A 26,919-nucleotide genomic window follows, 5' to 3' on the forward strand; every position below is an offset into this window, starting at 1 on the left:
TCCACTGAGGAGAACAGGTTATGTCGCAATCTGCTTCATTAATTCTCACTAACGGTCAATTTCATACCCTTGATAGCGAAGCACCGCTGGCCGAAGCGGTGGCAATCAAAGACGGCAAAATTATCGCAGTAGGGAATGAGTCGTGGGTGATGAGCTTTGCGAGTGGGGAAACACAGCGAATTGATCTTAAAGGCCATACGGTAATACCAGGCCTTAATGACTCACATTTGCACCTTATTCGTGGTGGGCTCAATTACAACCTGGAGCTACGTTGGGAAGGTGTGCCATCACTTGCGGATGCACTACGGATGCTAAAAGAGCAGGCCTTGCGTACCCCTTCGCCGCAGTGGGTGCGTGTGGTTGGAGGGTGGACGGAGTTTCAGTTTGCTGAGCGCCGTATGCCAACGCTTGAAGAACTCAATGAGGCAGCTCCAGATACGCCCGTTTTTGTGCTGCATCTTTATGACCGCGCACTGCTAAATCAGGCGGCGCTTAGAGCGGTGGGCTACACCAAAGAGACGCCTAATCCGCCGGGCGGTGAAATCATGCGTGACCGCCATGGCAATCCAACGGGGATGCTTATCGCCAAACCGAATGCAATGATCCTCTATTCAACACTGGCTAAAGGGCCGAAATTACCGCTGGAAATGCAGGTAAACTCGACACGTCAGTTTATGCGAGAACTCAACCGCTTAGGTGTAACCAGCGCCATTGATGCTGGTGGTGGTTTCCAGAATTACCCGGAGGACTACCAGATTATCGACCAGCTTCACGCGCAACAGCAGATGACGGTACGCATTGCCTATAACCTGTTTACCCAGCGCCCGCAGCATGAACTGGAAGATTTTGAAAAGTGGACCGATATGCTGAAACCGGGGCAGGGAACGGATTTCTATCGCGCCAATGGAGCCGGAGAAATGCTGGTCTTTTCTGCCGCCGATTTTGAAGACTTTTTGCAACCACGTCCGGATTTACCAGAAGGTATGGAGCAAGAGCTGGAACGTGTGGTACGCCATTTAGTAGAACATCGTTGGCCATTCCGTTTACATGCGACCTATAACGAGTCCATCAGTCGGATGTTGGACGTCTTCGAAAAGGTGGATCGTGATATTCCGTTTAATGGTTTGCATTGGTTTTTCGATCATGCAGAAACGATTACCGAGAAAAATATCGAGCGAGTTAAAGCGTTGGGCGGTGGGATTGCTGTGCAGCACCGTATGGCGTTTCAAGGGGAATATTATGCCGCACGCTACGGAGCACAGGCGGTTAAGCAGACGCCACCCGTCGCGAAAATGCTCTGTGCTGAATTGCCTGTTGGGTTAGGCACAGATGCGACACGAGTTGCCAGCTACAACCCGTGGACCGCGCTCTACTGGCTAGTTTCAGGGCGTACCGTGGGTGGCATGCAAATGTATGACGACAATAACCGGCTATCGCGTGATGTTGCGCTGGAATTGTGGACGGCGGGCAGTGCGTGGTTTTCCAGTGAGCAGGGCAAAAAGGGTCGAATTCAAACCGGGCAACTGGCGGATTTAGTCGTGCTGTCGAAAGACTTTTTCAGCGTGACGGAAGAGGAAATCAAAGGCATTGAATCATTGATGACACTGGTGGATGGTAAAGTGGTTTACGCAGCCGGTGTGTTTACGTCACTGGGACCGCCGGCAATTCCGGTCGTGCCTGAATGGTCACCCGTGGCAAATGTCCCCGGACATTATCGAAGCGATCCGCCAATAGCCGCGAAAGTGGGCATGGCTGCGCAGGTTCATCAGTGTTGTGGGGGTTGTAACGTGCATGGTCACCAGCATGATGCGGCGCGTACATCGGCGATACCGGTTTCTGACGAAGGGGCATTCTGGGGTGTTTTGGGGTGCTCTTGTTTTGCGTTTTGAGTAGATTTAAACCATTAAAAAAGGCCGCTTGCGCGGCCTTTTTCGTCAAAAACGTTTAGCGATTACAGGCTAGAAACGTTTTCGCTCAGGTATTTAGCAACGCCGTCTGGAGACGCGTTCATGCCTTCTTTACCTTTTTCCCACTGAGCTGGGCACACTTCGCCGTGCTCTTCGTGGAATTGCAGCGCATCAACCATACGCAGCATTTCATCAACGTTACGGCCCAGCGGCAGGTCGTTAACAACCTGGTGACGCACGATGCCGTTTTTGTCGATCAGGAAAGAACCACGCAGAGCAACGCCTGCGTCTGGATGTTCGATGCCATAAGCTTTCTGAATTTCACGCTTAATGTCAGCAACCATCGCGTATTTCACTTCGCCGATGCCGCCATTTTCAACAGGGGTTTTACGCCATGCGTTGTGAACGAACTGGGAGTCAAAAGATACACCAACGACTTCTACGCCACGTTTCTGGAATTCTTCGTAACGCTTGTCGAACGCAATCAGTTCAGACGGACAAACGAAAGTGAAGTCCATTGGCCAGAAGAACACAACGGTGGTTTTACCATTGGTGTGTGCTTTGAAGTTGAAGTTCTCAACGATTTCGCCACTACCGAGAACGGCTGCAGCTGTAAAGTCAGGGGCTGGACGAGTAACCAGGACCATATGTACTCCTGTTAATTTTGTTAAAGTGAGTGTTAACGCAACGGGGGGGAGTATAGGGGCGGCAATCCCTCTAACTCAAGCATGCTGCGCCAATTAATCAGATAGGATTTACCTATCAAAAAATGAATATTCGCACGGCAGCGATCCAAAATAGCCCTTTTTTACAAAAGGGCAAGAATTTAATCGTAAGGCTGCGATCGCTTACAAATTCTTTTGTTCGGCTAGATTCATCATGCGTGGGTAGAACTGCCAGAACAGCTCTTCAAGCGCATCATAGTGAGCATCAAGATCTTGCCAGGAAGCTCGCAAAGCATCAAGTTTTGGTCTACGGCTAGCCATACCATTGAGAACATTAGCAATAAATGCCATATCGCTATAACGCTCCATCCAGCGCTCTTCCCACAGATATTGATTCAGATTGATAAAGCGCGGTGGGGTATCCGCTAAGAACGGTTCAATATTGGCACGGGCACTGGAGATAAACTCTGCCAGCGGGAGATCCGGACTTAGCGTTTGCCAATGGCGTGAAATGAAATGATCCCACATGACATCCAGCGTAATCGGTGCGACACGGCGCGTTTCAGGGCGGAACCATTGACGTGCAATTGCCACTTCCGGTAAACCATCGGTCAGAACATCCACACGGCGGTGCATTCGGATGCCAGCCACCACATCGCCTGGAAAACTTTCATCCGGGTTGCCACGTACGAAATCAGCCAGCAAATTACCCAAGAGTGAGCTATCAGAAAGGCTTGCGAGATGTAAATGGGCGAGAAAATTCATAGTAACCTTATTCGTAAATAGCGTAAGGGCGGCTTATTCCTTGCAGGGAAAGTCCCCTGGCACTAGACTGTAGCGCCACTTTTTAAGTCTTGAGTTCTAAACCATGCGCGTTGCCGATTTTTCCTTTGAATTACCAGAATCCTTGATTGCTCATTATCCACAAGCACAGCGTAGTGGGTGTCGTTTGCTGTCGCTGGAAGGGCCGACGGGTAATTTAACGCATGGCACTTTCACCGATCTGCTCGATAAGCTCAACCCTGGAGATTTGCTGGTCTTTAACAATACCCGTGTAATCCCGGCGCGCCTTTTTGGCCGCAAAGCGAGCGGCGGCAAAATTGAAGTGCTGGTTGAGCGCATGCTTGATGACAAACGCATCCTTGCCCATATCCGCGCTTCTAAGGCCCCTAAACCGGGTGCCGAATTGCTGTTGGGCGATGATGAAAGCGTACATGCGACTATGGTTGCGCGCCACGATGCGCTGTTCGAAGTGCAATTCGAAGACGAACGCAGCGTGCTCGATATTTTAAACAGTATCGGCCATATGCCGTTGCCACCGTATATTGACCGTCCGGATGAAGAGTCTGACCGCGAGCTATACCAGACGGTCTATAGCCAGAAACCAGGTGCGGTTGCGGCTCCGACGGCGGGTTTGCACTTTGATGAGCCGTTGCTGGAAGCGCTGCGCAACAAGGGTATTGAGCAGGCGTTTGTGACGCTGCACGTAGGAGCCGGGACATTCCAGCCAGTGCGCGTTGATAGCATCGAAGATCACATCATGCATTCCGAATATGCGGAAGTGCCTCAAGATGTCGTTGATGCCGTATTAGCCTGTAAAGCACGTGGTAATCGCGTTATTGCGGTTGGCACGACATCAGTTCGTTCGTTAGAAAGCGCGGCTCAGGCAGCAAAAAACGATCTGATTGAACCTTTCTTTGGCGACACACAAATTTTTATCTACCCAGGTTATCAATACAAAGTGATTGATGCGCTGGTGACCAATTTCCACCTGCCGGAATCGACTCTGATCATGCTGGTTTCTGCGTTTGCTGGTTATAAAAACACCATGAACGCCTATAAAGAAGCCGTAAGTTCCGAATATCGCTTTTTTAGTTACGGGGATGCCATGTTCATCACGTACAATCCGCAGGCTATTGATGAGCGCCCAGGCGCTTAATCACTAAATTCTACGCCGCCGGTTACTCCGACGGCGTTTTGTCTTAACCATCAGACTGTTTCTCTGATGCTGGAGGAAATGTGAAATTTGAATTAGATACTACCGACGGACGCGCTCGTCGTGGTCGCCTGGTGTTCGACCGTGGCGTTGTAGAAACGCCTGCGTTCATGCCTGTTGGCACTTACGGCACCGTAAAAGGGATGACCCCGGAAGAAGTTGAAGCCACTGGCGCGCAAATTATTTTGGGTAACACTTTCCACCTGTGGCTGCGTCCTGGCCAGGAGATCATGAAGTTGCACGGCGACTTACATGACTTTATGCAGTGGAAAGGCCCAATTCTGACTGACTCCGGCGGTTTCCAGGTCTTTAGCCTTGGTGACATCCGTAAGATTACTGAAGCGGGTGTGCACTTCCGCAACCCAATCAACGGCGATGCAATTTTCCTCGATCCAGAAAAATCGATGGAAATTCAATACGATCTCGGCTCCGATATCGTGATGATCTTTGATGAATGTACGCCATATCCAGCTGACTGGGATTACGCTAAGCGTTCAATGGAGATGTCTCTGCGTTGGGCACAGCGTAGTCGCGATCGCTTTGATTCTCTTGAGAATAAAAATGCGTTGTTCGGCATTATTCAGGGCAGTGTTTACGAAGATTTACGAGATATCTCGGTAAAAGGTCTGGTAGAGATTGGCTTTGATGGCTACGCTGTCGGCGGCCTGGCTGTAGGTGAGCCGAAGGAAGACATGCACCGTATTCTGGAACATGTTTGCCCGCAAATCCCTGCTGACAAGCCACGTTACCTGATGGGCGTAGGGAAACCGGAAGACCTGGTTGAAGGTGTTCGTCGCGGTATTGATATGTTCGACTGCGTGATGCCAACCCGTAATGCACGTAATGGTCATCTTTTCGTCACCGATGGCGTGGTGAAAATCCGTAATGCGAAGCATAAAGATGATGTTTCGCCGCTGGATGCAGAGTGTGATTGCTATACGTGTCGCAATTATTCACGTGCCTACTTGCATCATCTTGACCGTTGCAACGAAATACTCGGCGCACGGCTCAACACTATTCATAACTTGCGCTATTACCAGCGTTTAATGGCTGGTTTACGCAAGGCCATTGAAGAGGGTAAATTAGAGCACTTCGTGAGTGATTTTTACGAGCGAACCGGTAAACCAGTTCCACCTTTGAATGTTGATTAATTTAATAATGAGGGATTTTTAATGAGCTTTATCATTTCTGATGCGGTTGCTGCAACAGGTGCTCCGGCGCAGGGTAGCCCGTACTCTTTGATTCTTATGCTGGTGGTTTTTGGTCTGATCTTCTATTTCATGATCCTGCGCCCACAGCAAAAACGTACCAAAGAGCATAAAAAGCTGATGGACTCCATCTCTAAAGGGGATGAAGTGCTGACTACCGGTGGTCTGGTTGGTCGCGTAGTGAAAGTAGCTGAAACTGGCTATATCTCTATTGCGTTAAACGACACCACTGAAGTGGTTATCAAGCGTGATTTCGTAGCTGCCGTTCTGCCGAAAGGCACTATGAAGGCGCTGTAATATTCGTTTTTCCCTAAGGGAACTACCGTGCTAAACCGCTATCCTTTGTGGAAGTACATCATGCTGATCGTCGTGTTTATCGTCGGTCTGCTATACGCACTTCCCAACCTATATGGTGAGGATCCGGCAGTTCAGATCACTGGCGCGCGCGGCGTCGCCGCCAGTGAGCAAACGCTGATCCAGGTCCAGAACACCTTAAACGCAGAAAAAATCCCCGCTAAGTCTGTGGCCCTGGAAGAGGGTGCGATTCTTGCACGCTTTGACACCACTGATACGCAGCTTCGTGCTCGCGAGGCGCTGATGAGCGTCCTTGGCGATAAATACGTTGTGGCGCTTAACTTAGCTGCGGCGACTCCTCGCTGGTTATCCGCTATTTCCGCAGAACCGATGAAACTCGGTCTTGATCTGCGTGGTGGCGTGCACTTCCTGATGGAAGTCGACATGGATACCGCTCTGAGCAAGTTGCAGGAACAAATTATTGATAACCTGCGCACTGACTTGCGCGATAAGAGCATTGCGTACACTAACGTGCGTAAAGCCGATAACTATGGTGTCAATGTTGTTTTCCGTGACAGCAAAACGCGTGATGACGCTATCTCCTATTTAACTCCACGCCATCGTGATTTGGTGCTTTCTGCTCAAGGCAGCAACGCAATGCGTGCTGTAATGACAGATGCTCGCCTGAGTGAAGCGCGTGAGTATGCCGTTCAACAGAACATCAATATCCTGCGTAACCGTGTAAACCAACTGGGCGTTGCTGAGCCATTGGTACAGCGTCAGGGTGCGGATCGCATTGTTGTTGAACTACCTGGTATTCAGGATACTGCGCGTGCGAAAGAGATTCTTGGCGCGACTGCAACGCTTGAATTCCGACTGGTCAACACTAACGTGGATGCTTCCGCTGCGGCTTCTGGCCGTGTGCCGGGTGATTCCGAAGTGAAACAGACCCGTGAAGGTCAACCGGTTGTCCTGTACAAGCGTGTGATTCTGACCGGTGACCATATCACTGACTCCACTTCCAGCATGGATGAATACAATCAGGCTCAGGTGAATATTTCACTTGATAGCGCTGGTGGTAACATCATGTCTAACTTCACCAAGGACAACATCGGTAAACCGATGGCAACCCTATTTGTGGAGTACAAAGACAGCGGTAAGAAAGATTCCACTGGTCGTGCAATTCTGGCGAAACAAGAAGAAGTTATTAACGTGGCGAACATTCAGTCACGTCTGGGTAACAGCTTCCGTATCACCGGTATTAGCAATCCAAATGAAGCTCGCCAGCTTTCTCTACTGCTGCGTGCGGGTGCATTGATTGCGCCAATTCAGATTGTTGAAGAACGTACCATCGGCCCAACTCTGGGTATGGAAAACATCAAGCAAGGTCTTGAAGCGTGTCTGGCAGGTCTGGCTGTTTCAATCATCTTTATGCTGTTCTTCTATAAGAAGTTTGGCCTGATTGCGACCTCTGCACTGTTGGTTAACCTGGTGATGATTGTGGGGATTATGTCCCTTCTGCCGGGGGCAACGCTCACCATGCCGGGGATTGCGGGGATCGTGCTAACCCTTGCCGTCGCCGTCGATGCCAACGTACTGATAAACGAACGTATTAAGGAAGAACTTAGTAACGGACGTTCGGTACAACAGGCTATCCACGAGGGCTACCAGGGCGCGTTCAGCTCTATTTTCGATGCCAACATTACGACGCTTATCAAGGTCATCATCCTGTATGCCGTAGGCACCGGGGCAATTAAAGGCTTTGCGATCACAACCGGTATTGGTGTGGCGACGTCCATGTTTACCGCAATCGTCGGTACCCGTGCCATCGTAAACCTGTTGTACGGCGGCAAACGCATCAACAAGCTGTCTATCTGAGGAGTGCGTTGTGGCACAGGAATATACTGTTGAACAATTGAACTACGGCCGTAGAGTCCATGACTTTATGCGCTGGGATTTCTGGGCTTTCGGTATCTCCGGGTTCTTGCTAATCCTTTCTCTCGTCATTATCGGCGTGAAAGGTTTTAACTGGGGTCTGGATTTCACCGGTGGTACGGTTATCGAAATCTCGCTGGAAAAACCAGCGGATTTAGACCAGATGCGTGAAGCGTTGCAGAAGGCGGGCTTTGCTGATCCGCTGGTGCAGAACTTCGGTAGCAGCCGCGACATTATGGTACGTATGCCACCTGCCAAAGGGGAAACCGGTGGGCAGGTGTTAGGGAGCAAAGTCGTTAGCGTCATTAACGAAGCGACTAGCCAGAATGCAGGTGTAAAACGTATTGAGTTCGTAGGCCCAAGTGTGGGTGCCGATCTTGCTCAAAACGGTGCTCTGGCACTGCTGGCCGCGCTGCTTTCCATCCTGGTATATGTTGGATTCCGCTTTGAGTGGCGTCTGGCTGCCGGTGTGGTTATCGCGCTGATGCACGACGTGATCATTACTCTGGGTGTACTGTCGCTATTCCATATTGAGATAGACCTGACCATCGTCGCATCGTTGATGTCGGTTATCGGCTACTCACTGAATGACAGTATCGTCGTATCTGACCGTATTCGTGAAAACTTCCGCAAGATTCGTCGCGGAACGCCTTACGAAATCTTCAACGTTTCTTTGACGCAGACTCTGCATCGTACGTTGATTACATCCGGTACTACGTTGGTTGTGATTCTGATGTTGTATCTGTTTGGTGGTGCGATGCTGAAAGGCTTCTCACTGACCATGCTTATCGGTGTTTCTATCGGTACTGTTTCTTCTATCTACGTGGCGTCAGCACTGGCGTTGAAACTGGGCATGAAGCGTGAGCACATGTTGCAGCAGAAAGTAGAGAAAGAAGGTGCGGATCAACCGTCGATTCTGCCTTAATAATCAGGGCATTTGCTGATATCGAAAACCGCGGCCATTGTGCTGCGGTTTTTTTTTCGACGGTATAAAAGTCTCCTGACAGTATGCTGTCAGGAGGGTCTGGTTAGACTCCTTAATGAACCCTATCACTGAGGAGTAAACAAATGGACACCATCATCAATTGGTTTGAAATTCCGGTACAAGATCTGGAACGCGCGGCGGCTTTTTACGAGGCGGTTTTTGCAACTAAGCTTCATCGTGAAACGATGCCCGGTATGGAAATGGCTATTTTCCCGCATACCAAACCTAATCCCGGTGGAGCGTTGTTAAAATCTGATGCGTTCAAACCTTCGGCGCAAGGTTCGGTGGTTTACCTGCATGCATCTGACTTGAGCGCGATGCTTGAGCGAGTGGCTAGTTCCGGAGGGGAATGTGTCTTTGGCCCGCAAGAGCTTCCTGATGATATTGGTACTTTTGCACTGATCATCGACAGTGAAGGCAATCGTGTCGGGTTACACCAACCCGTTTGAGTCCCGGTATATACTGAATGACGAACGCCTGTCGGAAATTCTGGCAGGCATTACTTTTTCGAAATAACGCCATGAGCCGAAGAGCAGACCGCCTTTTTCAAATCGTCCAGATCCTGCGTGGGCGTCGTATTTCCACGGCAGCGTTACTTGCCGAACGCCTCGAGGTTTCTGAGCGCACTATCTATCGCGATATCCGTGATCTTTCACTTTCCGGTGTTCCCATTGAAGGTGAGGCAGGGTGTGGCTATCGTTTGCTGCCAGGTTACGATTTACCGCCGCTGATGCTAACGCCAATGGAAGTGGAAGCCCTGGTTGCTGCGATACGTTTGGTGCAAACCTGGAGTGGTGAAACGCTTGCACAGGCAGCAGGAACTGCGGAGGAAAAACTGCTGGGAATTTTGACCCCACAGCGACGAGTAGTTGCTGAACGGTCTCGTATTCTTTCACCGGATTTTAATAAATACCCGCAGGTTAAAACCTGGTTTGACGTTTTTCATTCTGCTATCGGACAGTTACAGGTGCTTCATATCAGTTATGAGGATGAACAGGGCCGAGTGTCGAGCCGAAATATACATCCACTAGGGCTGACTTTCTGGGGAGATGTTTGGTTACTGGTAGCCTGGTGTGAGGTGCGCGAGGATTACCGTAGTTTTCGCGTGGATCGCTGTTTGTCAGTCACACCAGCAGGGCGGAATTTCTCTGAACGCCCCGATCGTTCTCTGAATCATTTCATTCAGTTACAGCAAAATGAAGGCTGTCTTCCAGAAACAAAAAAGCCGATCGGCAAATAGCGGATCGGCTTTTTAAAGATTCAGACAGCGATTAGAAGTTGTAACCAACCACTAAGTAACCACCCCAACCAGTGGAGCGCACGTTCTCATTCATAAAGCTAAGATCTGCATCATCGTTCCACTGGCCACCGTTGTGCCAGTAACGGGCAACAACTGCATAATGGAAGTGATCATAGTTCAGAGAAAGAACATGGCTGGAAGCGATAGAGTTACTGGTGCGAGCTTGTTTGCCATTCTGATCAAGGAAATTGTCGTCGCCCAGATCTGAACCCCAGTCAAAGTTTGTGAAACCGATGTAGCTCAGGTTACCGCCCCACAGGGAAGTAATCGGCACAAAGTATTTCACTTTGAAACGGTAGCCATCCCACTCGTTTTCGTTGGATGCGCCATAGTTCTGCCACTGGTATTTTGCATACACGTTCATGGACAGGCTCATTGGCAGGCCAGTATCGATGTCGGTACCCAGACCCATGTACCAGGTGCTCTGACGGCCATCTTTGTTGCGACCCATATCGTAGATATAGTTGTTTGCAACATACCACTCTTTGAACGGACCGAAGCTCAGGTCAGTGCCAGTCAGCTTGTCGATAGAGAAACGTGGTTCAATTTCCATAAACAGCGGAGAACCGTGGTTCCAGATACCTTTCGCATCAGTGTTACCACCGAAGAATACTGGCGCATCCATGTAACCATAGAAGTCGAACCAATCTTTCTTAGCGAAAGCTTCATATTCCAGATAGGTATCGTTACGGATTTGTGGCCCGAAACGGGTGTGGTAGCTGCCTACAACGTTAACGCTTTGGTGCCACCAATCAGAAAGGTATTCAGTGTTTTTTGTTTCTTCGGCGTGAGCCGCGAAAGAGCTTGAAAGCGCCAGGACGGTGCTAGCCGCCAAAATAATTTTTTTCATTTTATATGCCACTGTTTTTACATGAATCCCGTGAGGGCAGGAGGTGTTTTATCACCTAAGGTCATCAACCATTCACTTGGTTCTTATTGACGCGCCTATTATAGAAATCCCTGCTCACAAAAATATGTTTCATTTCACATTATCGACAAGTGCGTAATCGATTGCGTTCTCAATTGCGCACATTAAAAACGGGCGAGATTCTACCTGCTTCGTGAATTTAAGCAAATAGATGGCCCGTTGTTACAAATATATGTGATTAAGATCACTAGATTTATTTATCAGAGAGAAAGGAGTTGATCGGGTTTCATTCGTTGAGTTGTAACAAAAAACGCAGATGTTACTGAGGGTTACCCCCACAAACGCGAGGGTAGTTGTTTATTACTGGACTGGTAGCGCCAGGGAAGGATCGACGGGTTGTATATCGTGAATTCTCACAAAACCTAATTGGTCAGGCGAAAGCCCTGAAAGCACTAACGGAATACTGACATCGCTCGGTGCTAATACGCTCGCAGGCGCATTGAATTGTTGCGACTGAACGTTCACTTCCTGGTAGTTATCCGTGGTGCCCTGTATTTCCCCCCATTCTACTTTGCCGGTAAAAGCAGGCAGCGGATCGTTGGACTCACCTTTGATCATGAGCATCACACGGGTGCCATTTGCTTCCGGGGTAATGCTGCTCAGCGACATTTGCAGATTGCCTAACTGACTATTCAGGCGCGCCGGAGTTTTAGAACCGGGTAACAAATAGACACCAGTCGTTGATTTAGCGTTCAGTGCATTTTGTTGCGTCAGTTTCACGGTCTGATCAGTGAGCTGGGTCATTTCTTTATTTAAAGAACCCACTTCGCTTTTCATTTGGCGCACTTCAGTTTGTTGTGCGCAGGCACTGAGGCTCACCAGGCTGGTAACCAGGAGAATTCTTAGGTAACTCTTTGTCATCGCTAATTTTTCCTTGAGGTTCTTTCCTGAATTAAGCGTAGCTTGTCGCTAATGAAAAGTCATATTTGTTGGGATGAGGTGGCGTTACCTTTGTACTCCCGCTACTTCGCGGTAAACTATTGTTCATTTGAATAATCCTTCAGGACGCGCCATGCATTGCCCATTCTGTTTCGCAGTAGACACCAAAGTGATTGATTCCCGGCTTGTCGGCGAAGGGTCATCCGTGCGTCGTCGCCGTCAGTGCCTGGTTTGTCATGAGCGTTTTACGACTTTTGAAGTGGCGGAGTTGGTGATGCCACGCGTCGTGAAAAGTAATGATGTTCGCGAACCGTTTAATGAAGACAAACTACGTAGCGGTATTCTAAAAGCACTGGAAAAACGCCCGGTAAGCTCTGACGATGTAGAAACAGCGGTAAACCATATTAAATCTCATCTGCGTGGTACCGGTGAACGTGAAGTGCCAAGCAAAATGATCGGCAATCTGGTGATGGAGCAACTGAAAAAACTCGATAAAGTGGCATATATCCGCTTTGCTTCGGTTTACCGCAGCTTTGAAGATATCCGCGAATTTGGCGAAGAAATTGCCCGTTTACAGGATTAATGCTGATGTCGCTTGATGAAAAATTTATGGCTCGTGCTTTGCAATTGGCAAAGCGCGGGCGTTTCACCACCATGCCGAACCCGAATGTTGGCTGCGTGATTGCCAAAGATGGCGAAATTGTTGGTGAGGGTTTCCACTTTCGTGCCGGTGAGCCTCATGCAGAAGTTCATGCGTTGCGCATGGCTGGTGACAAAGCACAAGGTGCTACAGCGTATGTCACATTAGAGCCTTGTAGTCACCATGGTCGCACACCACCGTGCTGTGATGCGTTAATTGCGGCTGGTGTTTCGCGTGTGGTTGCCGCGATGCAAGACCCAAATCCACAAGTTGCCGGGCGTGGTTTATACCGTTTGCAACAGGCTGGCATTGATGTGAGCCATGGTTTGATGATGAACGAAGCCGAGGTCATTAACCGGGGCTTCCTGAAGCGCATGCGTACCGGTTTCCCGTATATTCAACTCAAGCTGGGTGCATCGCTCGATGGCCGTACCGCGATGGCCAGTGGTGAAAGTCAGTGGATCACTTCACCTGAATCACGCCGGGATGTGCAGCGCCTGCGTGCGCAAAGTGCAGCTATTCTAAGCAGCAGTGCAACGGTGTTGGCTGATGATCCATCTTTCACTGTGCGTTGGAACGAATTAGGCAGCGCGACTCAGGCAGTTTACGCCCAGGAAAACTTACGCCAGCCAACGCGCATTATTCTCGACCGAGAAAATCGCGTGACGCCGCAACACAAAATTATCGCTCAGGCAGGTGAAACCTGGCTTGCACGTTGTAAAGCCGATGAGCAAATATGGCCTGACGGTGTTGAGCAATTTATCGTGCCAGAGCATAACGGCCATCTCGATTTGGTCGTTATGATGATGTTACTTGGCAAACGTCAGGTGAATTCCATTTGGGTGGAGGCGGGCGCAACACTTGGTGGCGCGCTACTGCAAGCCGGTCTGGTTGATGAGTTGATTGTGTATGTAGCACCGAAATTATTAGGTAACGAGGCGCGTGGCTTATGTAACCTGCCGGGGCTTGAAAAATTAGCCGATGCGCCCGAATTTAGCTTTAGCGAAGTCCGTCAGGTCGGCCCTGATTTATGCCTGCATTTGACGCAGCGTATCGCACGTTAGTAAAACGTAAGCAGCCGCGAAAAGATTATGATAAAATCCGCCCCCCTAACGGGGCTAAACAGAACCGTAAAGGAAGAATATGAACATCATTGAAGCAGCCGTTGCTACTCCAGACGCTCGCGTCGCCATCACCATCGCGCGTTTTAACAACTTCATCAATGACAGCCTGCTGGATGGTGCGCTTGACGCCCTGAAACGTATCGGCCAGGTTAAAGATGAAAATATCACCGTGGTCTGGGTTCCGGGTGCTTATGAGTTGCCATTGGCGGCAGATGCACTGGCGAAAACCGGTAATTATGACGCGGTGATTGCGCTGGGCACGGTTATCCGTGGCGGTACAGCTCACTTTGAATATGTTGCTGGTGGTGCCAGCAATGGCCTGGCACATGTTGCGCAGGAAAGTGGTATTCCAGTCGCCTTTGGCGTGCTGACCACCGAAAGTATTGAACAAGCCATCGAACGCGCTGGCACAAAAGCCGGTAACAAGGGTGCAGAAGCTGCACTGACCGCGCTTGAAATGATTAATGTATTGAAAGCCATCAAGGCCTGATTTTTTGTAAGGGGAAATCTGTGAAACCTGCTGCTCGTCGCCGTGCCCGTGAGTGTGCCGTTCAGGCGCTATACTCCTGGCAGTTATCTCGAAATGACATCGCTGATGTCGAATACCAGTTCCTGGCTGAACAGGACGTCAAAGACGTTGACGTTAACTACTTCCGCGAACTGTTGGTCGGGGTGGCTACTAACAGCGCGTATCTGGATGGGCTAATGAAGCCTTACCTGTCTCGCCAGCTCGAAGAGCTGGGTCAGGTAGAAAAAGCGGTTCTGCGTATTGCACTGTTTGAATTGGCTAAACGTGATGACGTGCCATACAAAGTGGCAATCAACGAAGCCATTGATCTTGCGAAAACCTTCGGTGCCGAAGACAGCCACAAGTTCGTAAATGGTGTGCTTGATAAAGCTGCTCCACAGATTCGTCCCCGCAAAAAGTAATCTTCTGGCCGGTGATTATTCATGAGTTTTTGAGCTACAGCTAACAACGCTGTAGCCTAAAGAATACTGAATACCCGGCCTTTTTTTATTCTATATCCGTTAGCATTCGAGTTGCAGCTAAGACCCCTGCAGCTTGCAGAATGACGGGTATATTCAGAGGCGTAACGAATGGCATGCGGTGAGTTTTCCTTAATTGCCCGTTATTTTGATCGCGTAAGCAGTTCCCGTCGCGATGTGGAAACCGGAATCGGCGATGATTGTGCCTTGCTGACGGTAGCCGAGAAGCAACTTTTAGCGATAAGCACCGATACGCTAGTCTCAGGCATCCACTTCCTGCCGGATATTAATCCTCGCGATTTGGGCTACAAAGCTCTGGCAGTTAATCTAAGCGATTTGGCTGCTATGGGCGCCGATCCAGCCTGGTTGACGCTGGCTATTACCCTTCCTGAAGTCGATGAAAGCTGGCTTGAAGCCTTCAGCGATAGTTTGTTTGAACAACTCGAATACTACGATATGCAGCTCATCGGCGGTGATACCACCCGTGGCCCGCTCGCAATGACGCTTGGTATTCACGGCCTGGTGCCGGTGGGGCGTGCGCTAAAACGTAGCGGAGCTCGCCCTGGTGACTGGATTTATGTCACGGGTACGCCAGGTGATAGCGCCGCAGGCCTTGCCATACTGCAAGATCGTTTAGTCGTTAAAGATTCGGCACAGGCTGAATATCTTACTCAACGCCATTTGCGCCCAACTCCTCGCGTGCTGCACGGGCAGGCCTTACGTGATCTTGCCAGCAGTGCAATTGATCTCTCTGACGGGCTAATCTCTGATTTGGGTCATATCCTTAAAGCGAGTGAGTGTGGAGCGCGCATTGATCTCGATGCTCTGCCATATTCGACTGCGTTGAAAGCTAACGTTAGCGATGAACTTGCGTTGCAATGGGCGCTTTCTGGCGGAGAAGATTACGAGCTGTGCTTTACCGTGCCGGAACTCAATCGTGGTGCCCTGGATGTGGCTATTGGTAATCTTGGGATTCCATTTACCTGCATCGGCCAGGTTGCGCCTGATTCTGAAGGGCTGCAGTTCTTGCAAAATGGCAAACCGGTTAAGCTGGATTTAAAAGGATACGATCACTTTGCCTCGTGCTAAAGATGTGGCTAAAAGCCGTCTCAAACTCAGCAATCCATGGCATTTGCTTGCCACTGGTTTTGGCAGCGGCTTAAGCCCAATAATGCCCGGTACCGCGGGGTCGCTTGCAGCGATCCCATTCTGGTATGTAATGACATTTTTGCCATGGCAGCTCTATTCCATGGTCATCATGCTCGGTATTTGTATCGGTGTTTATCTGTGCCACCAGACCGCACGTGATATGGGAGTTCATGACCACGGCAGCATTGTGTGGGATGAATTCATCGGCATGTGGATTACTCTGATGGCACTGCCAATCAACGATTGGCGTTGGGTTGCCGCAGGCTTTTTGGTATTCCGAATTCTCGATATCTGGAAGCCATGGCCAATTCGTTGGTTTGACCGCAATGTGCATGGTGGCATGGGGATCATGGTGGATGACATTGTCGCCGGGGTGTTCTCCGCGGGAATAATCTATGTGATTGGTCACCACTGGCCGATTGGTTTGTTCTGATTTAAAACAACCCTCACGCACTCCCTCTGGAGAGTGTGAGGGCATTAATAGTTACTTAAATCCTACCTTTTCATGCGGTTCATATACCGTTTCCAGCTCGGCAATCTCTTCAGGTTTTAGCGTTAAATCCACTGCTCCGAGCAAATCATCCAGTTGATGTTCGCGGGAAACGCCAATAATCGGCGCGGCAACGCCAGGCTTGCTTAACAGCCATGCCAGCGCGACCTGAGCGCGTGACACGCCTTTATCATCCGCGACATTCGCCAGGCGTTCTGCAATCATCGCATCGTTATCCCGACTCCCTTCGTAGAGCGTTTTACCGAACTCATCAGACACCGATCGCGCGGTGGTATCACCCCATGGGCGAGTCAACTTACCGCGCGCCAGCGGGCTCCATGGGATCACGGCGATCCCCTGTTCGTAGCAAAGCGGCAGCATATCGAGTTCTTCTTCGCGGTAGATCAGATTGTAGTGATCTTGCATGGTGACGAAACGCGCCCAACCATGTTGATCCTGTAATGCCAGCGCTTGTGCAAACTGGGAACTGTGCATGGACGATGCGCCGATATAGCGGGCTTTCCCCGCTTTCACCACGTCGTTTAGCGCTTCAAGCGTTTCCTCAATGGGCGTGTTGTAGTCCCAACGGTGGATTTGCAGCAGATCGACATAATCCGTTCCCAGGCGTCGCAGGCTGTCATCAATCGAACGCAAAATCTGTGCACGCGATAAGCCTTCGGCAAGATCGCCAACCTGATGGTACACCTTAGTGGCCAGTACATAATCTTCGCGGCGCATGAAGTCTTTAAGTGCGCGCCCGACAATCTCTTCGCTGCTACCGTCGGAATAGCTATTGGCGGTATCAAAGAAATTAATGCCGTTATCGATGGCGTGTTTGATGATGAGGCGACTGCTCTCTTCAGGGAGCGTCCAGGCGTGTTTGCCGCGGTCTGGCTCGCCAAAAGTCATACAACCCAGGCAAACGCGGGAAACTTTGAGGTCTGTTTTTCCTAACGTGTTGTAGTGCATGGTTCCACTCCTGCATAATTTTACTCGTCATACTTCGAGCCTCAGGAGTGTTGGCTGCATTCGTTCACCCCAGTCACTTACTTTAGTAAGCTCCTGGGGATTCTCTCTTTTGCCGCCTTCCTGCAACTCGAATTATTTAGAGAAGTAAGAATCGGTTATAAGCATAGCAGGAGTGGAGGAGGGGGATTATTTAAGCCAGTCGCGAATCCGGGTTTCCATGCCCTGAACATCCAGGCCGATGGCGGCGCGCGCTTCTTCCTGAGTGCCTTGCGGAATAAAGTAATCAGGCAGGCCGATATTGAGCACCGGAACCACTTTACGATTAGCCATCAGCACTTCATTGACGCCGCTGCCAGCACCACCAATGACCGCATTTTCTTCAATCGTCACCAGCGATTCATGACTGGCTGCCAGTTCCAGAATTAAGGCTTCATCGAGTGGTTTCACAAAACGCATATCAACCAGCGTGGCGTTAAGTGATTGCGCAACCGCTTGGGCTTCTGGCAACAGAGTGCCGAAGTTCAGCAGTGCGATTTTCTCACCTTCACGTTTCTTCACGCCTTTACCGATTGGCAGCAATTCCAGGGGTTGCAACTCAGCACCAGTACCATTCCCACGCGGATAACGCACCGCAGATGGGCCTGCGTTGTAGTGATAACCGGTGTGCAGCATCTGGCGGCATTCGTTCTCATCACTTGGCGTCATGATGACCATTTCAGGAATGCATCGCAGGAAGGAGATGTCGAACGCGCCCTGGTGGGTTTGCCCGTCAGCGCCAACAATCCCCGCACGGTCGATGGCAAATAACACCGGCAGCTTCTGGATAGCCACATCGTGAATCACCTGATCGTACGCACGTTGCAGGAAGGTTGAGTAAATGGCGACAACCGGTTTGTAACCGCCAATGGCAAGACCTGCCGCAAACGTCACGGCGTGCTGTTCAGCAATGGCGACATCAAAATACTGTGATGGATACTGGCGTGAAAACTCCACCATGCCCGAGCCTTCGCGCATCGCAGGCGTAACGGCCATGAGTTTGTCGTCTTTGGCTGCGGTTTCGCATAGCCAGTTACCAAAGATTTTCGAATAGCTTGGCAGGCCACCCGCAGCTTTCGGCAGTGTGCCGCTTTGCGGGTCAAATTTTGGCACCGCATGGAAGCTAATCGGGTCTTTTTCAGCAGGCGCATAACCACGACCTTTTTTAGTCATGATGTGCAGGAACTGCGGGCCGTTCAGGTCACGCATGTTCTTAAGTGTATTGACCAGGCCGACAACATCGTGTCCATCAACCGGGCCAATATAGTTAAAGCCTAACTCTTCAAACAACGTACCCGGCACCACCATACCTTTCAGGTGCTCTTCGGTACGTTTGAGCAGTTCTTTAATCGGCGGTACGCCAGAGAACACTTTTTTCCCGCCTTCACGCAGCGAAGAATAAAGTTTCCCGGAAAGCAATTGTGCAAGATGATTGTTCAACGCACCGACATTCTCGGAAATCGACATTTCGTTGTCGTTGAGAATGACGAGCATATTTGGGCGAATGTCACCGGCATGGTTCATCGCTTCAAACGCCATACCTGCGGTAATTGCGCCATCGCCAATCACGCAAACTGTGCGGCGGTCTTTGCCCTCTTTTCCTGCGGCAACAGCAATACCGATTCCCGCGCTGATTGAGGTCGACGAGTGGCCCACGCTCAATACGTCATATTCGCTTTCGGCGCGCCACGGGAAGGGGTGTAAGCCGCCTTTCTGGCGGATTGTGCCAATTTTGTCACGACGGCCAGTAATGATTTTATGCGGATAAGCCTGATGACCGACATCCCAGATTAACTGGTCAAACGGAGTGTTATACACATAGTGGAGCGCCACGGTCAGTTCTACCGTGCCAAGGCCAGAGGCAAAATGCCCGCTGGAACGGCTTACGCTATCGAGCAGGTAACGACGCAGCTCATCACAAAGTTTCGGTAAGCTCTCTTTTGGCAACAGGCGTAGCTCAGGGGCTGATTCCACCAGTGCGAGGGTCGGGTATTTGGCAATATCAAAACTCATTAGAAACTCATCGTGGTGTTATTAATTATTTATCACGTTGGATTATATAGCTCGCTAACGCTTCCAGTGCGGTAGTGTCTAACGACTGGCGAGCCAGGCCTTCCAGCGCCCTGAGAGAATCCTGGTAGAGATCCCAGGCTTTAGCTTTGGCATTTTCAAGCCCCAACAAGGCCGGATAGGTACTTTTACCCAGTTGCTGGTCGGCGCCCTGGCGTTTACCCAGTGTAGCGGTATCACCAATAACGTCGAGGATATCGTCCTGAACCTGGAATGCCAGGCCGATGCTTTCAGCATAACGGTCAAGCAACGGCAGGGCAGCACGGCCCGCATCACCTGCGCTCAGCGCGCCCAGACGAACAGAAGCGCGAATTAACGCCCCTGTTTTGTGGCGATGAATGCGCTCAAGGCTTTGCAGATCCACATGCTTGCCTTCTGCTTCCAGATCCAGTGCCTGGCCGCCACACATTCCGGCAACGCCACTGGCTGTAGCCAGTTCTTTCACCATCGCGAGTCGGTCAGCAATAGCGACGCCAGCCATTGGTGCATCACTGAGTATAGAAAATGCCAGTGTTTGTAGGGCATCTCCGGCCAAAATGGCGCTCGCTTCACCGAATTTGATGTGGCAAGTTGGTTGCCCACGACGCAGATCGTCGTCGTCCATGGCCGGCAAATCATCATGAATCAATGAATAAGCATGGATGCATTCGATTGCCGCAGCAGGTGCATCCAGCGTCTCTTGCGCTATGCCGAACATTTCCCCGGTCGCGTAGACCAGGAAAGGACGCAGTCTCTTGCCACCAAATAGTGCGCCATAGTGCATAGCCTCAACCAGAGGAGTGTTCTGAAACGGTAGCGGTGCCAGAAAACGCAGCAGCGCATCGTTGGCCCGCTCGGCGTGGGCCTGCAACTGATGGTTAAAATCCATTTACTCGTTATCCGGGGTAAAAGGCTTGAGTGGGGCGTCTTCGCTATCGCTTAGCAGGATTTGTACGCGTTGTTCTGCTTGCTGCAGTTTCACCTGACCCTGGCGTGCAAGCTGCACTCCACGCTCAAATTCATTTAACGCCTCTTCGAGCGCTAAATCTCCGCTCTCCAGACGAGTAACAATCTGCTCAAGCTCCACAAGCGCAGTTTCAAAACTGGCCGGGACTTCGGTTTTTTTCGGCATAGTGAATGTCTGACTCTAATAATTTTTGCGACTCTGCAATGGTAGCGGAAACTGACAAGCAAGTAACCATGAGCATGTTGGTTAGCAGAGGTTAGTGATATACTTGCGCGCCTCGGATGCAGCGGCAACTCGCCGTTGCAGTTCTTTAAGTCTTCCAGCCCGCATGATTAGTCATGCCTGGCTCATCAACGAATCTAAGCCGCCATGAAGTTTATCATTAAATTGTTCCCGGAAATCACCATCAAGAGTCAATCTGTGCGCATACGCTTTATTAAGATGCTCACCGGGAACATTCGCAACGTTTTAAAACACTACGATGAAGATCTGGCGGTTGTTCGCCACTGGGACAACATTGAAGTTCGCGCTAAAGATGAAAATCAGCGTATCGCCATTCGTGAAGCGTTGACCCGCATTCCCGGTATTCACCATATTCTGGAAGTTGAAGATGTGCCGTTTACCGATTTGCACAATATCTTCGAGCAGGCGCTGGAGCTTTATCGCGATCAACTGGAAGGCAAAACCTTCTGCGTGCGTGTGAAACGTCGTGGTAAACATGAGTTTAGCTCGATTGAAGTTGAGCGTTATGTCGGTGGCGGCCTGAATCAACACATTGAATCAGCACGCGTAAAACTGACCAAGCCAGAAGTTACAGTTAACCTGGAAATTGAAAATGACCGTCTGCTGCTGGTAAAAGGCCGCTATGAAGGTATTGGTGGTTTCCCGATTGGCACCCAGGAAGATGTGCTGTCTTTGATTTCCGGCGGCTTCGACTCCGGTGTTTCCAGCTATATGCTGATGCGCCGTGGTTGCCGCGTGCATTACTGCTTCTTTAACCTCGGTGGTGCCGCGCACGAAATCGGCGTTAAACAAGTTGCTCACTATCTGTGGAACCGCTTTGGTAGCTCCCACCGCGTGCGTTTCGTTGCGATCAACTTTGAGCCGGTCGTTGGCGAGATTCTTGAAAAAGTCGAAGATGGCCAGATGGGCGTGGTGCTCAAACGTATGTTCGTGCGTGCCGCTTCTAAAGTCGCAGAGCGTTACGGCGTGCAGGCGCTGGTAACCGGCGAAGCACTGGGCCAGGTTTCCAGCCAGACGCTGACTAACCTGCGTTTGATCGACAACGTTTCCGATACGCTGATTCTGCGTCCGCTTATCTCTCACGATAAAGAGCACATCATCGATCTTGCGCGTGAAATTGGTACTGCTGACTTTGCGCGTACCATGCCGGAATACTGCGGCGTGATCTCGAAAAGCCCAACCGTGAAAGCGGTAAAAGCGAAGATTGAAGCCGAAGAAGCCAACTTTGATTTCTCTATTCTGGATCGCGTGGTTGAAGAAGCGACGAACATTGATATTCGCGAAATCGCCAATCAGACCAAAGAAGTGGTGACAGAAGTTGAAACCGTTGACGCATTTGGCCCGAATGACGTGCTGCTGGACATTCGTTCTATCGACGAACAGGACGATAAGCCATTTAAGCCAGAAGGCGTGGAAGTGGCATCACTGCCATTCTATAAACTGAGCACCGCATTCGGCGATTTGGACCAGAGCAAAAACTATTTGCTGTGGTGCGATCGTGGTGTGATGAGCCGTTTGCAGGCGCTGTATCTGCGTGAACAAGGCTTTAACAACGTTAAGGTTTATCGCGCTTAAGTTATTTGATAAGGGTCTTTCTCTCAGGAAGACCCTTTCACAATTTCAGCGTTGATAGTGCCTGTTTTAATTCCCGCGCAATATTTGGAATATCTTCCTTTTCAAAGAACCCCATTGTGACACCAATAGCCAATAGATTGCCTTTACGGTCCGGTATCGGGCAGGCGATTGATTGCGCGCCCGGAATTCCCTGCGCAGGTTTATAGCGTACGGCATATCCCAGTTTTGTTGTCTCTTCAATTAATTGCTGCTCTCGCTCATTCGCTGGCGTGTAATTGCCAAAGCACATATACACTTGCCCGGCAGCACTTAAGTGAATTGGGATTGGCGTATTATCACGAAAATCAATTTCGACATTTCGAAAACTGCGGTGATAGTGGCGTAGAACAAGATTGCCCGATTGAGCAATGACCATACCCGTTGAGAGATTCATCCGATCGCGAAACTCGCACAGCAAGTTGTTGATCAAAGAGAGGGGATCAGTATGCGTTGCCGCACTACTTGCGAGCCGCACAATCGTGTCACCCAGGCAGTACTGCCCACTGCCATCCTGAAACAACATTCCCGTCCGGCAAAGTGAAACAAGATACTTATGCAGACGGCTTTTTGATAAGCCGCAGCCTGCTGCTACATCCGTGGCTCTCGCCCGGCCATGCTGCGTGGCGATGTACTCCATAATGGAGACTGCAATATCAACTGAATTAACGCCTTGTGTCGTTTCTGGCATGGTATATCCCGTCCTCAATCCTCGCTGAGTTTATCACTAAACCCCCTGTTATCGATCCGACTTCACACTCCTTAAACCCTGATTACGGGATTAAACGATCGTTGACCTTTCTCAAGTTCACCATTGGTTTACCGTGATTCACTAATGGTGATTAAAACAGGAGGTATTTCATGGAAGCGTTGAGCAAATATCGATTACAACGAAGAATGTTACTTAAAGGGATGGGAGTTGTTGGGTTGGCTTCGCTTACACCCTGCATGTTGGGTCTACGCCAGGCAAATGGTGAGCCATTGCCACGGGTGCGCCTGAAACTCTCGGATTACAAGACCTACCGTTCCACCTGTGCAATGGAGTGCTTACATTGCAATTTGACGGCCTTTGTCTGGCAAGACCGGCTGATCAAAATTGAGGCAAGCAAAGATTTCAATGTGAAATGTTGCCTGCGCGGTATTAGCCGTACCAAATGGGTATATCACCCGCTACGTCTGACCCAGCCACTTTTGCGGACAGGTGAGAAAGGCAAAGGGATTTTTAAACCGATCAGTTGGGATGAAGCTCTCGATCTTATCGAAAACAAGATTCGTGACACGATTACGGATCATGGCAATGAAGGGCTTTTAATCACCACCCATGCCGGGAATATGGACTCCATCAAGAATGATATGGGGAAAGCCTTTTTCGATTATCTGGGAGGATCAACCAAACAGGCTGGGTCTCTTTGTTGTGCAGCGGTGACTGCGGCGATGATACCAATGCTGGGTCTTCGCTATGCCGATACACGCGATACGATAGCCGACAGCCGTTATATTCTTTGCTGGGGGAATAATCCAGCAGTCACCATGCATGCTTATTTCAAAAATTACAGTCAGGCCCAGCGCAATGGCGCACGCATGGTGGTTATTGATCCTCGTTTTAATGAAACGGCTGCAAAAGCTGATGAGTGGGTCCCTATTGTTCCAGGTACGGATATCGCTTTGGCTTTGGGGATGATCAAAATCATCATTGATGAAAAGCGTTATGACGCTGAATTTTTGAGGGCACATACCGGCGCTGTTTATCTGGTAGATGCGCAGCAAAAATTATTGCGTGAAAAAGCTGAAGATCCGGATAGCTATCTGGTCTTCGATACCCATAGTCAGAGCGTTGTGCGCCATGACTTACCAGGCGTTCTGCCCGCTCTTTTTAGCAACGAATTGCCAGTAGGCAGCGCGTTTACAACCGTTCTTGACCAGATAAAACAAGAAGCAGAGCCCTGGAATGTCCAAAGGGTAACTGAAGAAACTGATATTCCTGAACAGACGGTATTGCGCCTTGCACGTGATTACGCCAGCACAACACCTTCGATGATTATCCAGAATATGTCGGGTGCGCAGCGCACTGAATTTGGAACTTATGTGGCTGCGAGCCAATTCTATCTGGCATTGCTTACCGGGAATATCGGTAAACGGGGCGCTGGTGTTTGCGATGCTGGTGGTGCAAGGCAGATGGCTAAGTTTTCCCCGATTATTCCACCTGCACCAAATGCCAAAAAGATCGCGCCAATCCCTGTGTCGAAAATTGGGGAATGGGTTGTCCAGCAAAAACCTCATCCTGTTAAGTTCTGGTGGAACATGACGATGGGAGCCATGACTCAACTCCCGAATACCAACCAGGTTCGTGAAGCCTTCAAAAGCGTTCCTTTTGTTGTGGTTGCGGACAACCTAATGACTTCTTCGGCGCTGTATGCGGATCTGGTGCTTCCGGTAACGACTATTTTTGAAGACGTGAGCCTGATGGCCGGTGTACGTAGTCATTATGTGCAATTGATGGAAAAGGCCGTGGAACCGCCGGGTGAAGCAAAACCTGACTATTGGATTTTTGCCCAACTTGCAGAGCGCTTTGGGTTTGGTGAGGTGTTTAACCAGCCAATAGAGCACTACATTGATGCCTGCCTTGAAGGTTCTGGTATTACTCGAGAGATGCTGGCTCAAGGGCCCGTTCGCCCCACACAGGGCGATTGGATTCCATTCAAAGACGGGCAGTTCCGCACCAGTACCGGCAAAGCAAATCTGTTTATAGAAGAGTGGCAAAAGAAAAACTTTTCACCGGTGGTCACCTGGAAACAGGTTGCTGAGTCAGTAAAAGGTTCTCCTGAGCTTGCGAAAAAATACCCTCTCATGGCGGTGCAACGCAAGTTGGCCCGCAGCGTTCATTCAAGCCACGGTATGAATGAATGGATCCTCGAGGTGCAACGCAACCGTCCAAACGTAATGATTCATCCAGATGATGCGCGTTCGCGCAATATCAGCGCTGGCGAATGGGTGGTTGTTTATAACCATCGCGGTGAACATCGGGCAATTGCGGATGTGACCAGCCATATTAAGCGGGGTGTGGTGTCGTTAGATAACGGTTGGTGGGAGCAACAGGGCGGCAGTAGTAGTCATGTGACGAATGATCATGTGGAACCATTAAGCAACGGACATTGCTGTAACAGCACCTTGGTTGATGTGAGAAGGGAGGCGTAACTATGGCTAAACAATATGGTTTTCTCATCGATATGAAAAATTGCTATGGCTGCAAAACTTGCAGCATGGCGTGTAAATCAGAAAACGAAACACCTCTGGGTGTACTTTGGCGACGTGTAAGGGAATGCCGTACGGATGATCCAAACAGTCAGGCATTTATTACGATGTCCTGTAACCACTGTGACGATCCACAATGCATGAAAGTTTGCCCGGCAAATACCTACCATAAACGTCCTGATGGCATCGTAGTACAGGATCACGATCGCTGTATTGGTTGCCGTATGTGCATTATGGCTTGTCCCTATAACGCACCCGTGTTTGATCCCAATGAAGGCAAAACGAGTAAATGTAATCTTTGTGCCGAGAGGCTAGATGAAGGGTTATTGCCCCGTTGTGTTGAGTCATGCCCAGCAGGTGTACTGCGTTTTGGTGAAATTTCTGCACTACGAGCGGAGTATCAAACTCCCTGGGAACGGCTGGAAAAACGTTATCACCTGCCAGACCATCGGATCAGTGGGCCAAATATCGTGATCATTCCTGCGGATGAGTAAGGGGTTTATATGGAAATTTATGAATTACCACTCGTATTCTTTACGGTTCTGGCGCAATGGGGAATAGGCGGTGTAATCGCTTTAACTCTTTGTCAATCTGGAAAAAATAGAGTTTTTGATACACCGACTGTGCGTAAAATTGCATTGGTCTTTTGGCTGATAACCATAATCGGCTCCTGTGCTTCTTTGGCTCATTTGGGGTCGCCATTAGGCGCTTATCGGGCTTTTGCAGGCCTTGGGCGTTCATGGCTTAGTCGTGAAGTTGTCGCCTTTATTTTGCTTAATGGGGGGCTGACGCTGTGGCTTTTAATGTGCTGGTTTGCGAATGACTCTGTATGGATGAAAGTCGCCAACTGGTGTGTTTGTTTGCTGGGTATTGGCGCGATCCTGGTCAGCTCTCAGATCTATTACCAGATGACACTACACCCATTGTGGAACACCCTCGCCACGCCGTTTGCCTTCTTTGGCTCCGCACTATTGCTTGGATTTGCCAGTATCAATGTCATGGCAAATTATGTTCAGCAAAATCTCCCGGCAACGATTAAAGCGGGGTTGTTGCTGGGAATCGCGTTGATCATTCTGGCTCTGTGGATGCGATACCATATTCCCGGCGCGGATGCCGGCAGTGTCCTGTTCTGGTGGCAGTTGCTGGCAAGCGTTGTCGTGAGTGTCTGGTTATTATCTCGCGCAGGCAGTAGAAAAATCCCTTTATTTGCAGGGATGTTGCTGGTGGGGATAATTTTATCGGGTGAACTTGCAGGCCGGATGTTGTTTTATGGCAACGTCATGAGTGGAGCGCCCTGGTTTTAGG

The 26,919-nt window shown here is 50.0% G+C and carries 27 protein-coding genes; 18 read left to right on the forward strand and 9 right to left on the reverse strand.

Going from position 1 to position 26,919, the window contains the following annotated elements; all coding sequences use genetic code 11:
• The first annotated feature begins 20 nt into the window (after window positions 1-20).
• Window positions 21-1,889, forward strand: coding sequence for an amidohydrolase (locus tag M979_RS00405; protein ID WP_064553029.1), 1,869 nt, complete (start codon window positions 21-23; stop codon window positions 1,887-1,889).
• A gap of 62 nt (window positions 1,890-1,951) precedes the next feature.
• Here the strand turns inward: M979_RS00405 and M979_RS00410 are convergent, their stop codons facing one another.
• Window positions 1,952-2,554, reverse strand: coding sequence for a peroxiredoxin C (locus M979_RS00410; protein WP_064553031.1), 603 nt, complete (start codon window positions 2,552-2,554; stop codon window positions 1,952-1,954).
• A gap of 201 nt (window positions 2,555-2,755) precedes the next feature.
• Window positions 2,756-3,337, reverse strand: a complete 582-nt coding sequence (acpH, locus tag M979_RS00415; protein ID WP_064553033.1) for an ACP phosphodiesterase — start codon at window positions 3,335-3,337, stop codon at window positions 2,756-2,758.
• Between the two features lie 103 nt (window positions 3,338-3,440).
• Here acpH and queA point away from each other — a divergent pair, with 103 nt between their 5' ends.
• The 7 genes from queA (at window position 3,441) to M979_RS00450 (ending at window position 10,230) form a co-directional block, all read left to right on the forward strand.
• Window positions 3,441-4,511: a tRNA preQ1(34) S-adenosylmethionine ribosyltransferase-isomerase QueA gene (gene queA / locus M979_RS00420; protein WP_064553035.1), complete on the forward strand. Its 1,071-nt coding sequence runs from the start codon at window positions 3,441-3,443 to the stop codon at window positions 4,509-4,511.
• 80 nt (window positions 4,512-4,591) lie between these two features.
• Window positions 4,592-5,719, forward strand: a complete 1,128-nt coding sequence (tgt, locus tag M979_RS00425; RefSeq protein ID WP_034457927.1) for a tRNA guanosine(34) transglycosylase Tgt — start codon at window positions 4,592-4,594, stop codon at window positions 5,717-5,719.
• Window positions 5,720-5,740: 21 nt separating this feature from the next.
• Window positions 5,741-6,073 (forward strand): preprotein translocase subunit YajC, encoded by a 333-nt coding sequence (yajC, locus tag M979_RS00430; RefSeq protein WP_034457929.1) that lies wholly within the window; start codon window positions 5,741-5,743, stop codon window positions 6,071-6,073.
• A gap of 27 nt (window positions 6,074-6,100) precedes the next feature.
• Window positions 6,101-7,948 (forward strand): protein translocase subunit SecD, encoded by a 1,848-nt coding sequence (gene secD, locus M979_RS00435; protein ID WP_072009442.1) that lies wholly within the window; start codon window positions 6,101-6,103, stop codon window positions 7,946-7,948.
• Between the two features lie 10 nt (window positions 7,949-7,958).
• Window positions 7,959-8,930 (forward strand): protein translocase subunit SecF, encoded by a 972-nt coding sequence (gene secF / locus M979_RS00440; protein WP_034457932.1) that lies wholly within the window; start codon window positions 7,959-7,961, stop codon window positions 8,928-8,930.
• Window positions 8,931-9,073: 143 nt separating this feature from the next.
• Complete coding sequence (locus M979_RS00445; protein ID WP_064553037.1) at window positions 9,074-9,439, forward strand: VOC family protein; 366 nt, start codon at window positions 9,074-9,076, stop codon at window positions 9,437-9,439.
• Window positions 9,440-9,510: 71 nt separating this feature from the next.
• Window positions 9,511-10,230, forward strand: a complete 720-nt coding sequence (locus M979_RS00450; RefSeq protein WP_064553171.1) for a helix-turn-helix transcriptional regulator — start codon at window positions 9,511-9,513, stop codon at window positions 10,228-10,230.
• Window positions 10,231-10,261: 31 nt separating this feature from the next.
• On the opposite strand, the gene M979_RS00455 is transcribed toward M979_RS00450, so the two are convergent.
• Window positions 10,262-11,140: a nucleoside-specific channel-forming protein Tsx gene (locus tag M979_RS00455; protein WP_034457936.1), complete on the reverse strand. Its 879-nt coding sequence runs from the start codon at window positions 11,138-11,140 to the stop codon at window positions 10,262-10,264.
• 378 nt (window positions 11,141-11,518) lie between these two features.
• A complete protein-coding gene (locus tag M979_RS00460; RefSeq protein WP_064553039.1) occupies window positions 11,519-12,079 on the reverse strand; it encodes a SadB/YajI family lipoprotein in 561 nt (186 codons plus the stop codon).
• A 151-nt stretch (window positions 12,080-12,230) separates the two neighbouring features.
• On the opposite strand from M979_RS00460, the gene nrdR reads away from it, so the two are divergent.
• The 6 genes from nrdR to pgpA all read left to right on the forward strand — a co-directional run bounded on the left by nrdR (window position 12,231) and on the right by pgpA (window position 16,430).
• A complete protein-coding gene (gene nrdR / locus M979_RS00465; RefSeq protein ID WP_034457940.1) occupies window positions 12,231-12,680 on the forward strand; it encodes a transcriptional regulator NrdR in 450 nt (149 codons plus the stop codon).
• Between the two features lie 5 nt (window positions 12,681-12,685).
• The gene (gene ribD / locus M979_RS00470; RefSeq protein WP_064553173.1) at window positions 12,686-13,801 is read left to right on the forward strand and encodes a bifunctional diaminohydroxyphosphoribosylaminopyrimidine deaminase/5-amino-6-(5-phosphoribosylamino)uracil reductase RibD; all 1,116 of its coding nucleotides are present in this window, start codon (window positions 12,686-12,688) and stop codon (window positions 13,799-13,801) included.
• Window positions 13,802-13,880: 79 nt separating this feature from the next.
• Entirely contained in the window at window positions 13,881-14,351 is a 471-nt protein-coding gene (gene ribH / locus M979_RS00475; protein WP_034457942.1) for a 6,7-dimethyl-8-ribityllumazine synthase, read from the forward strand.
• A gap of 20 nt (window positions 14,352-14,371) precedes the next feature.
• Window positions 14,372-14,791 (forward strand): transcription antitermination factor NusB, encoded by a 420-nt coding sequence (gene nusB, locus M979_RS00480; RefSeq protein WP_034457944.1) that lies wholly within the window; start codon window positions 14,372-14,374, stop codon window positions 14,789-14,791.
• A gap of 168 nt (window positions 14,792-14,959) precedes the next feature.
• Window positions 14,960-15,937 carry a thiamine-phosphate kinase gene (gene thiL / locus M979_RS00485; protein WP_064553041.1) on the forward strand — a complete coding sequence of 326 codons (978 nt, stop codon included), beginning with the start codon at window positions 14,960-14,962 and terminating at the stop codon, window positions 15,935-15,937.
• Entirely contained in the window at window positions 15,924-16,430 is a 507-nt protein-coding gene (gene pgpA, locus M979_RS00490; RefSeq protein WP_034457947.1) for a phosphatidylglycerophosphatase A, read from the forward strand. Before thiL ends, pgpA begins: the two co-directional genes overlap by 14 nt.
• A 51-nt stretch (window positions 16,431-16,481) precedes the next feature.
• Here the strand turns inward: pgpA and M979_RS00495 are convergent, their stop codons facing one another.
• The 4 genes from M979_RS00495 to xseB all read right to left on the reverse strand — a co-directional run bounded on the left by M979_RS00495 (window position 16,482) and on the right by xseB (window position 20,673).
• Window positions 16,482-17,456, reverse strand: coding sequence for an aldo/keto reductase (locus M979_RS00495; protein WP_064553043.1), 975 nt, complete (start codon window positions 17,454-17,456; stop codon window positions 16,482-16,484).
• Between the two features lie 186 nt (window positions 17,457-17,642).
• Complete coding sequence (gene dxs / locus M979_RS00500) at window positions 17,643-19,505, reverse strand: 1-deoxy-D-xylulose-5-phosphate synthase (protein ID WP_064553045.1); 1,863 nt, start codon at window positions 19,503-19,505, stop codon at window positions 17,643-17,645.
• A gap of 25 nt (window positions 19,506-19,530) precedes the next feature.
• A complete protein-coding gene (gene ispA, locus M979_RS00505; RefSeq protein ID WP_064553047.1) occupies window positions 19,531-20,430 on the reverse strand; it encodes a (2E,6E)-farnesyl diphosphate synthase in 900 nt (299 codons plus the stop codon).
• The gene (gene xseB, locus M979_RS00510; RefSeq protein ID WP_034457955.1) at window positions 20,431-20,673 is read right to left on the reverse strand and encodes an exodeoxyribonuclease VII small subunit; all 243 of its coding nucleotides are present in this window, start codon (window positions 20,671-20,673) and stop codon (window positions 20,431-20,433) included.
• Window positions 20,674-20,877: 204 nt separating this feature from the next.
• Here xseB and thiI point away from each other — a divergent pair, with 204 nt between their 5' ends.
• Window positions 20,878-22,326, forward strand: a complete 1,449-nt coding sequence (gene thiI / locus M979_RS00515; protein WP_034457957.1) for a tRNA uracil 4-sulfurtransferase ThiI — start codon at window positions 20,878-20,880, stop codon at window positions 22,324-22,326.
• A 37-nt stretch (window positions 22,327-22,363) separates the two neighbouring features.
• On the opposite strand, the gene M979_RS00520 is transcribed toward thiI, so the two are convergent.
• On the reverse strand, window positions 22,364-23,053 hold the full coding sequence (locus tag M979_RS00520; RefSeq protein WP_064553049.1) for an IclR family transcriptional regulator: 690 nt from the start codon (window positions 23,051-23,053) through the stop codon (window positions 22,364-22,366).
• A gap of 170 nt (window positions 23,054-23,223) precedes the next feature.
• Between M979_RS00520 and M979_RS00525 the strand changes: the two genes are divergently transcribed.
• The 3 genes from M979_RS00525 to M979_RS00535 are packed head-to-tail and all read left to right on the forward strand — an operon-like array spanning window position 23,224 to window position 26,918.
• A complete protein-coding gene (locus tag M979_RS00525; protein ID WP_064553051.1) occupies window positions 23,224-25,557 on the forward strand; it encodes a molybdopterin-containing oxidoreductase family protein in 2,334 nt (777 codons plus the stop codon).
• A gap of 2 nt (window positions 25,558-25,559) precedes the next feature.
• Entirely contained in the window at window positions 25,560-26,108 is a 549-nt protein-coding gene (locus tag M979_RS00530; RefSeq protein ID WP_064553053.1) for a 4Fe-4S dicluster domain-containing protein, read from the forward strand.
• 9 nt (window positions 26,109-26,117) lie between these two features.
• The gene (locus tag M979_RS00535; RefSeq protein WP_064553055.1) at window positions 26,118-26,918 is read left to right on the forward strand and encodes a dimethyl sulfoxide reductase anchor subunit family protein; all 801 of its coding nucleotides are present in this window, start codon (window positions 26,118-26,120) and stop codon (window positions 26,916-26,918) included.
• The last annotated feature ends 1 nt before the right edge of the window (window position 26,919 follow it).

Source organism: Buttiauxella noackiae ATCC 51607 (genome assembly GCF_001654865.1).
Lineage (GTDB): Bacteria > Pseudomonadota > Gammaproteobacteria > Enterobacterales > Enterobacteriaceae > Buttiauxella > Buttiauxella noackiae.

Coding starts and splice junctions, on each gene's coding strand:
- M979_RS00405 (WP_064553029.1), top strand. CDS start 21: ATGTCGCAATCTGCTTCATTAATTCTCACTAACGGTCAATTTCATACC.
- M979_RS00410 (WP_064553031.1), bottom strand. CDS start 2,554: ATGGTCCTGGTTACTCGTCCAGCCCCTGACTTTACAGCTGCAGCCGTT.
- acpH (WP_064553033.1), bottom strand. CDS start 3,337: ATGAATTTTCTCGCCCATTTACATCTCGCAAGCCTTTCTGATAGCTCA.
- queA (WP_064553035.1), top strand. CDS start 3,441: ATGCGCGTTGCCGATTTTTCCTTTGAATTACCAGAATCCTTGATTGCT.
- yajC (WP_034457929.1), top strand. CDS start 5,741: ATGAGCTTTATCATTTCTGATGCGGTTGCTGCAACAGGTGCTCCGGCG.
- M979_RS00445 (WP_064553037.1), top strand. CDS start 9,074: ATGGACACCATCATCAATTGGTTTGAAATTCCGGTACAAGATCTGGAA.
- M979_RS00450 (WP_064553171.1), top strand. CDS start 9,511: ATGAGCCGAAGAGCAGACCGCCTTTTTCAAATCGTCCAGATCCTGCGT.
- M979_RS00455 (WP_034457936.1), bottom strand. CDS start 11,140: ATGAAAAAAATTATTTTGGCGGCTAGCACCGTCCTGGCGCTTTCAAGC.
- M979_RS00460 (WP_064553039.1), bottom strand. CDS start 12,079: ATGACAAAGAGTTACCTAAGAATTCTCCTGGTTACCAGCCTGGTGAGC.
- nrdR (WP_034457940.1), top strand. CDS start 12,231: ATGCATTGCCCATTCTGTTTCGCAGTAGACACCAAAGTGATTGATTCC.
- ribD (WP_064553173.1), top strand. CDS start 12,686: ATGTCGCTTGATGAAAAATTTATGGCTCGTGCTTTGCAATTGGCAAAG.
- ribH (WP_034457942.1), top strand. CDS start 13,881: ATGAACATCATTGAAGCAGCCGTTGCTACTCCAGACGCTCGCGTCGCC.
- thiL (WP_064553041.1), top strand. CDS start 14,960: ATGGCATGCGGTGAGTTTTCCTTAATTGCCCGTTATTTTGATCGCGTA.
- M979_RS00495 (WP_064553043.1), bottom strand. CDS start 17,456: ATGCACTACAACACGTTAGGAAAAACAGACCTCAAAGTTTCCCGCGTT.
- dxs (WP_064553045.1), bottom strand. CDS start 19,505: ATGAGTTTTGATATTGCCAAATACCCGACCCTCGCACTGGTGGAATCA.
- ispA (WP_064553047.1), bottom strand. CDS start 20,430: ATGGATTTTAACCATCAGTTGCAGGCCCACGCCGAGCGGGCCAACGAT.
- xseB (WP_034457955.1), bottom strand. CDS start 20,673: ATGCCGAAAAAAACCGAAGTCCCGGCCAGTTTTGAAACTGCGCTTGTG.
- thiI (WP_034457957.1), top strand. CDS start 20,878: ATGAAGTTTATCATTAAATTGTTCCCGGAAATCACCATCAAGAGTCAA.
- M979_RS00520 (WP_064553049.1), bottom strand. CDS start 23,053: ATGCCAGAAACGACACAAGGCGTTAATTCAGTTGATATTGCAGTCTCC.
- M979_RS00525 (WP_064553051.1), top strand. CDS start 23,224: ATGGAAGCGTTGAGCAAATATCGATTACAACGAAGAATGTTACTTAAA.
- M979_RS00530 (WP_064553053.1), top strand. CDS start 25,560: ATGGCTAAACAATATGGTTTTCTCATCGATATGAAAAATTGCTATGGC.
- M979_RS00535 (WP_064553055.1), top strand. CDS start 26,118: ATGGAAATTTATGAATTACCACTCGTATTCTTTACGGTTCTGGCGCAA.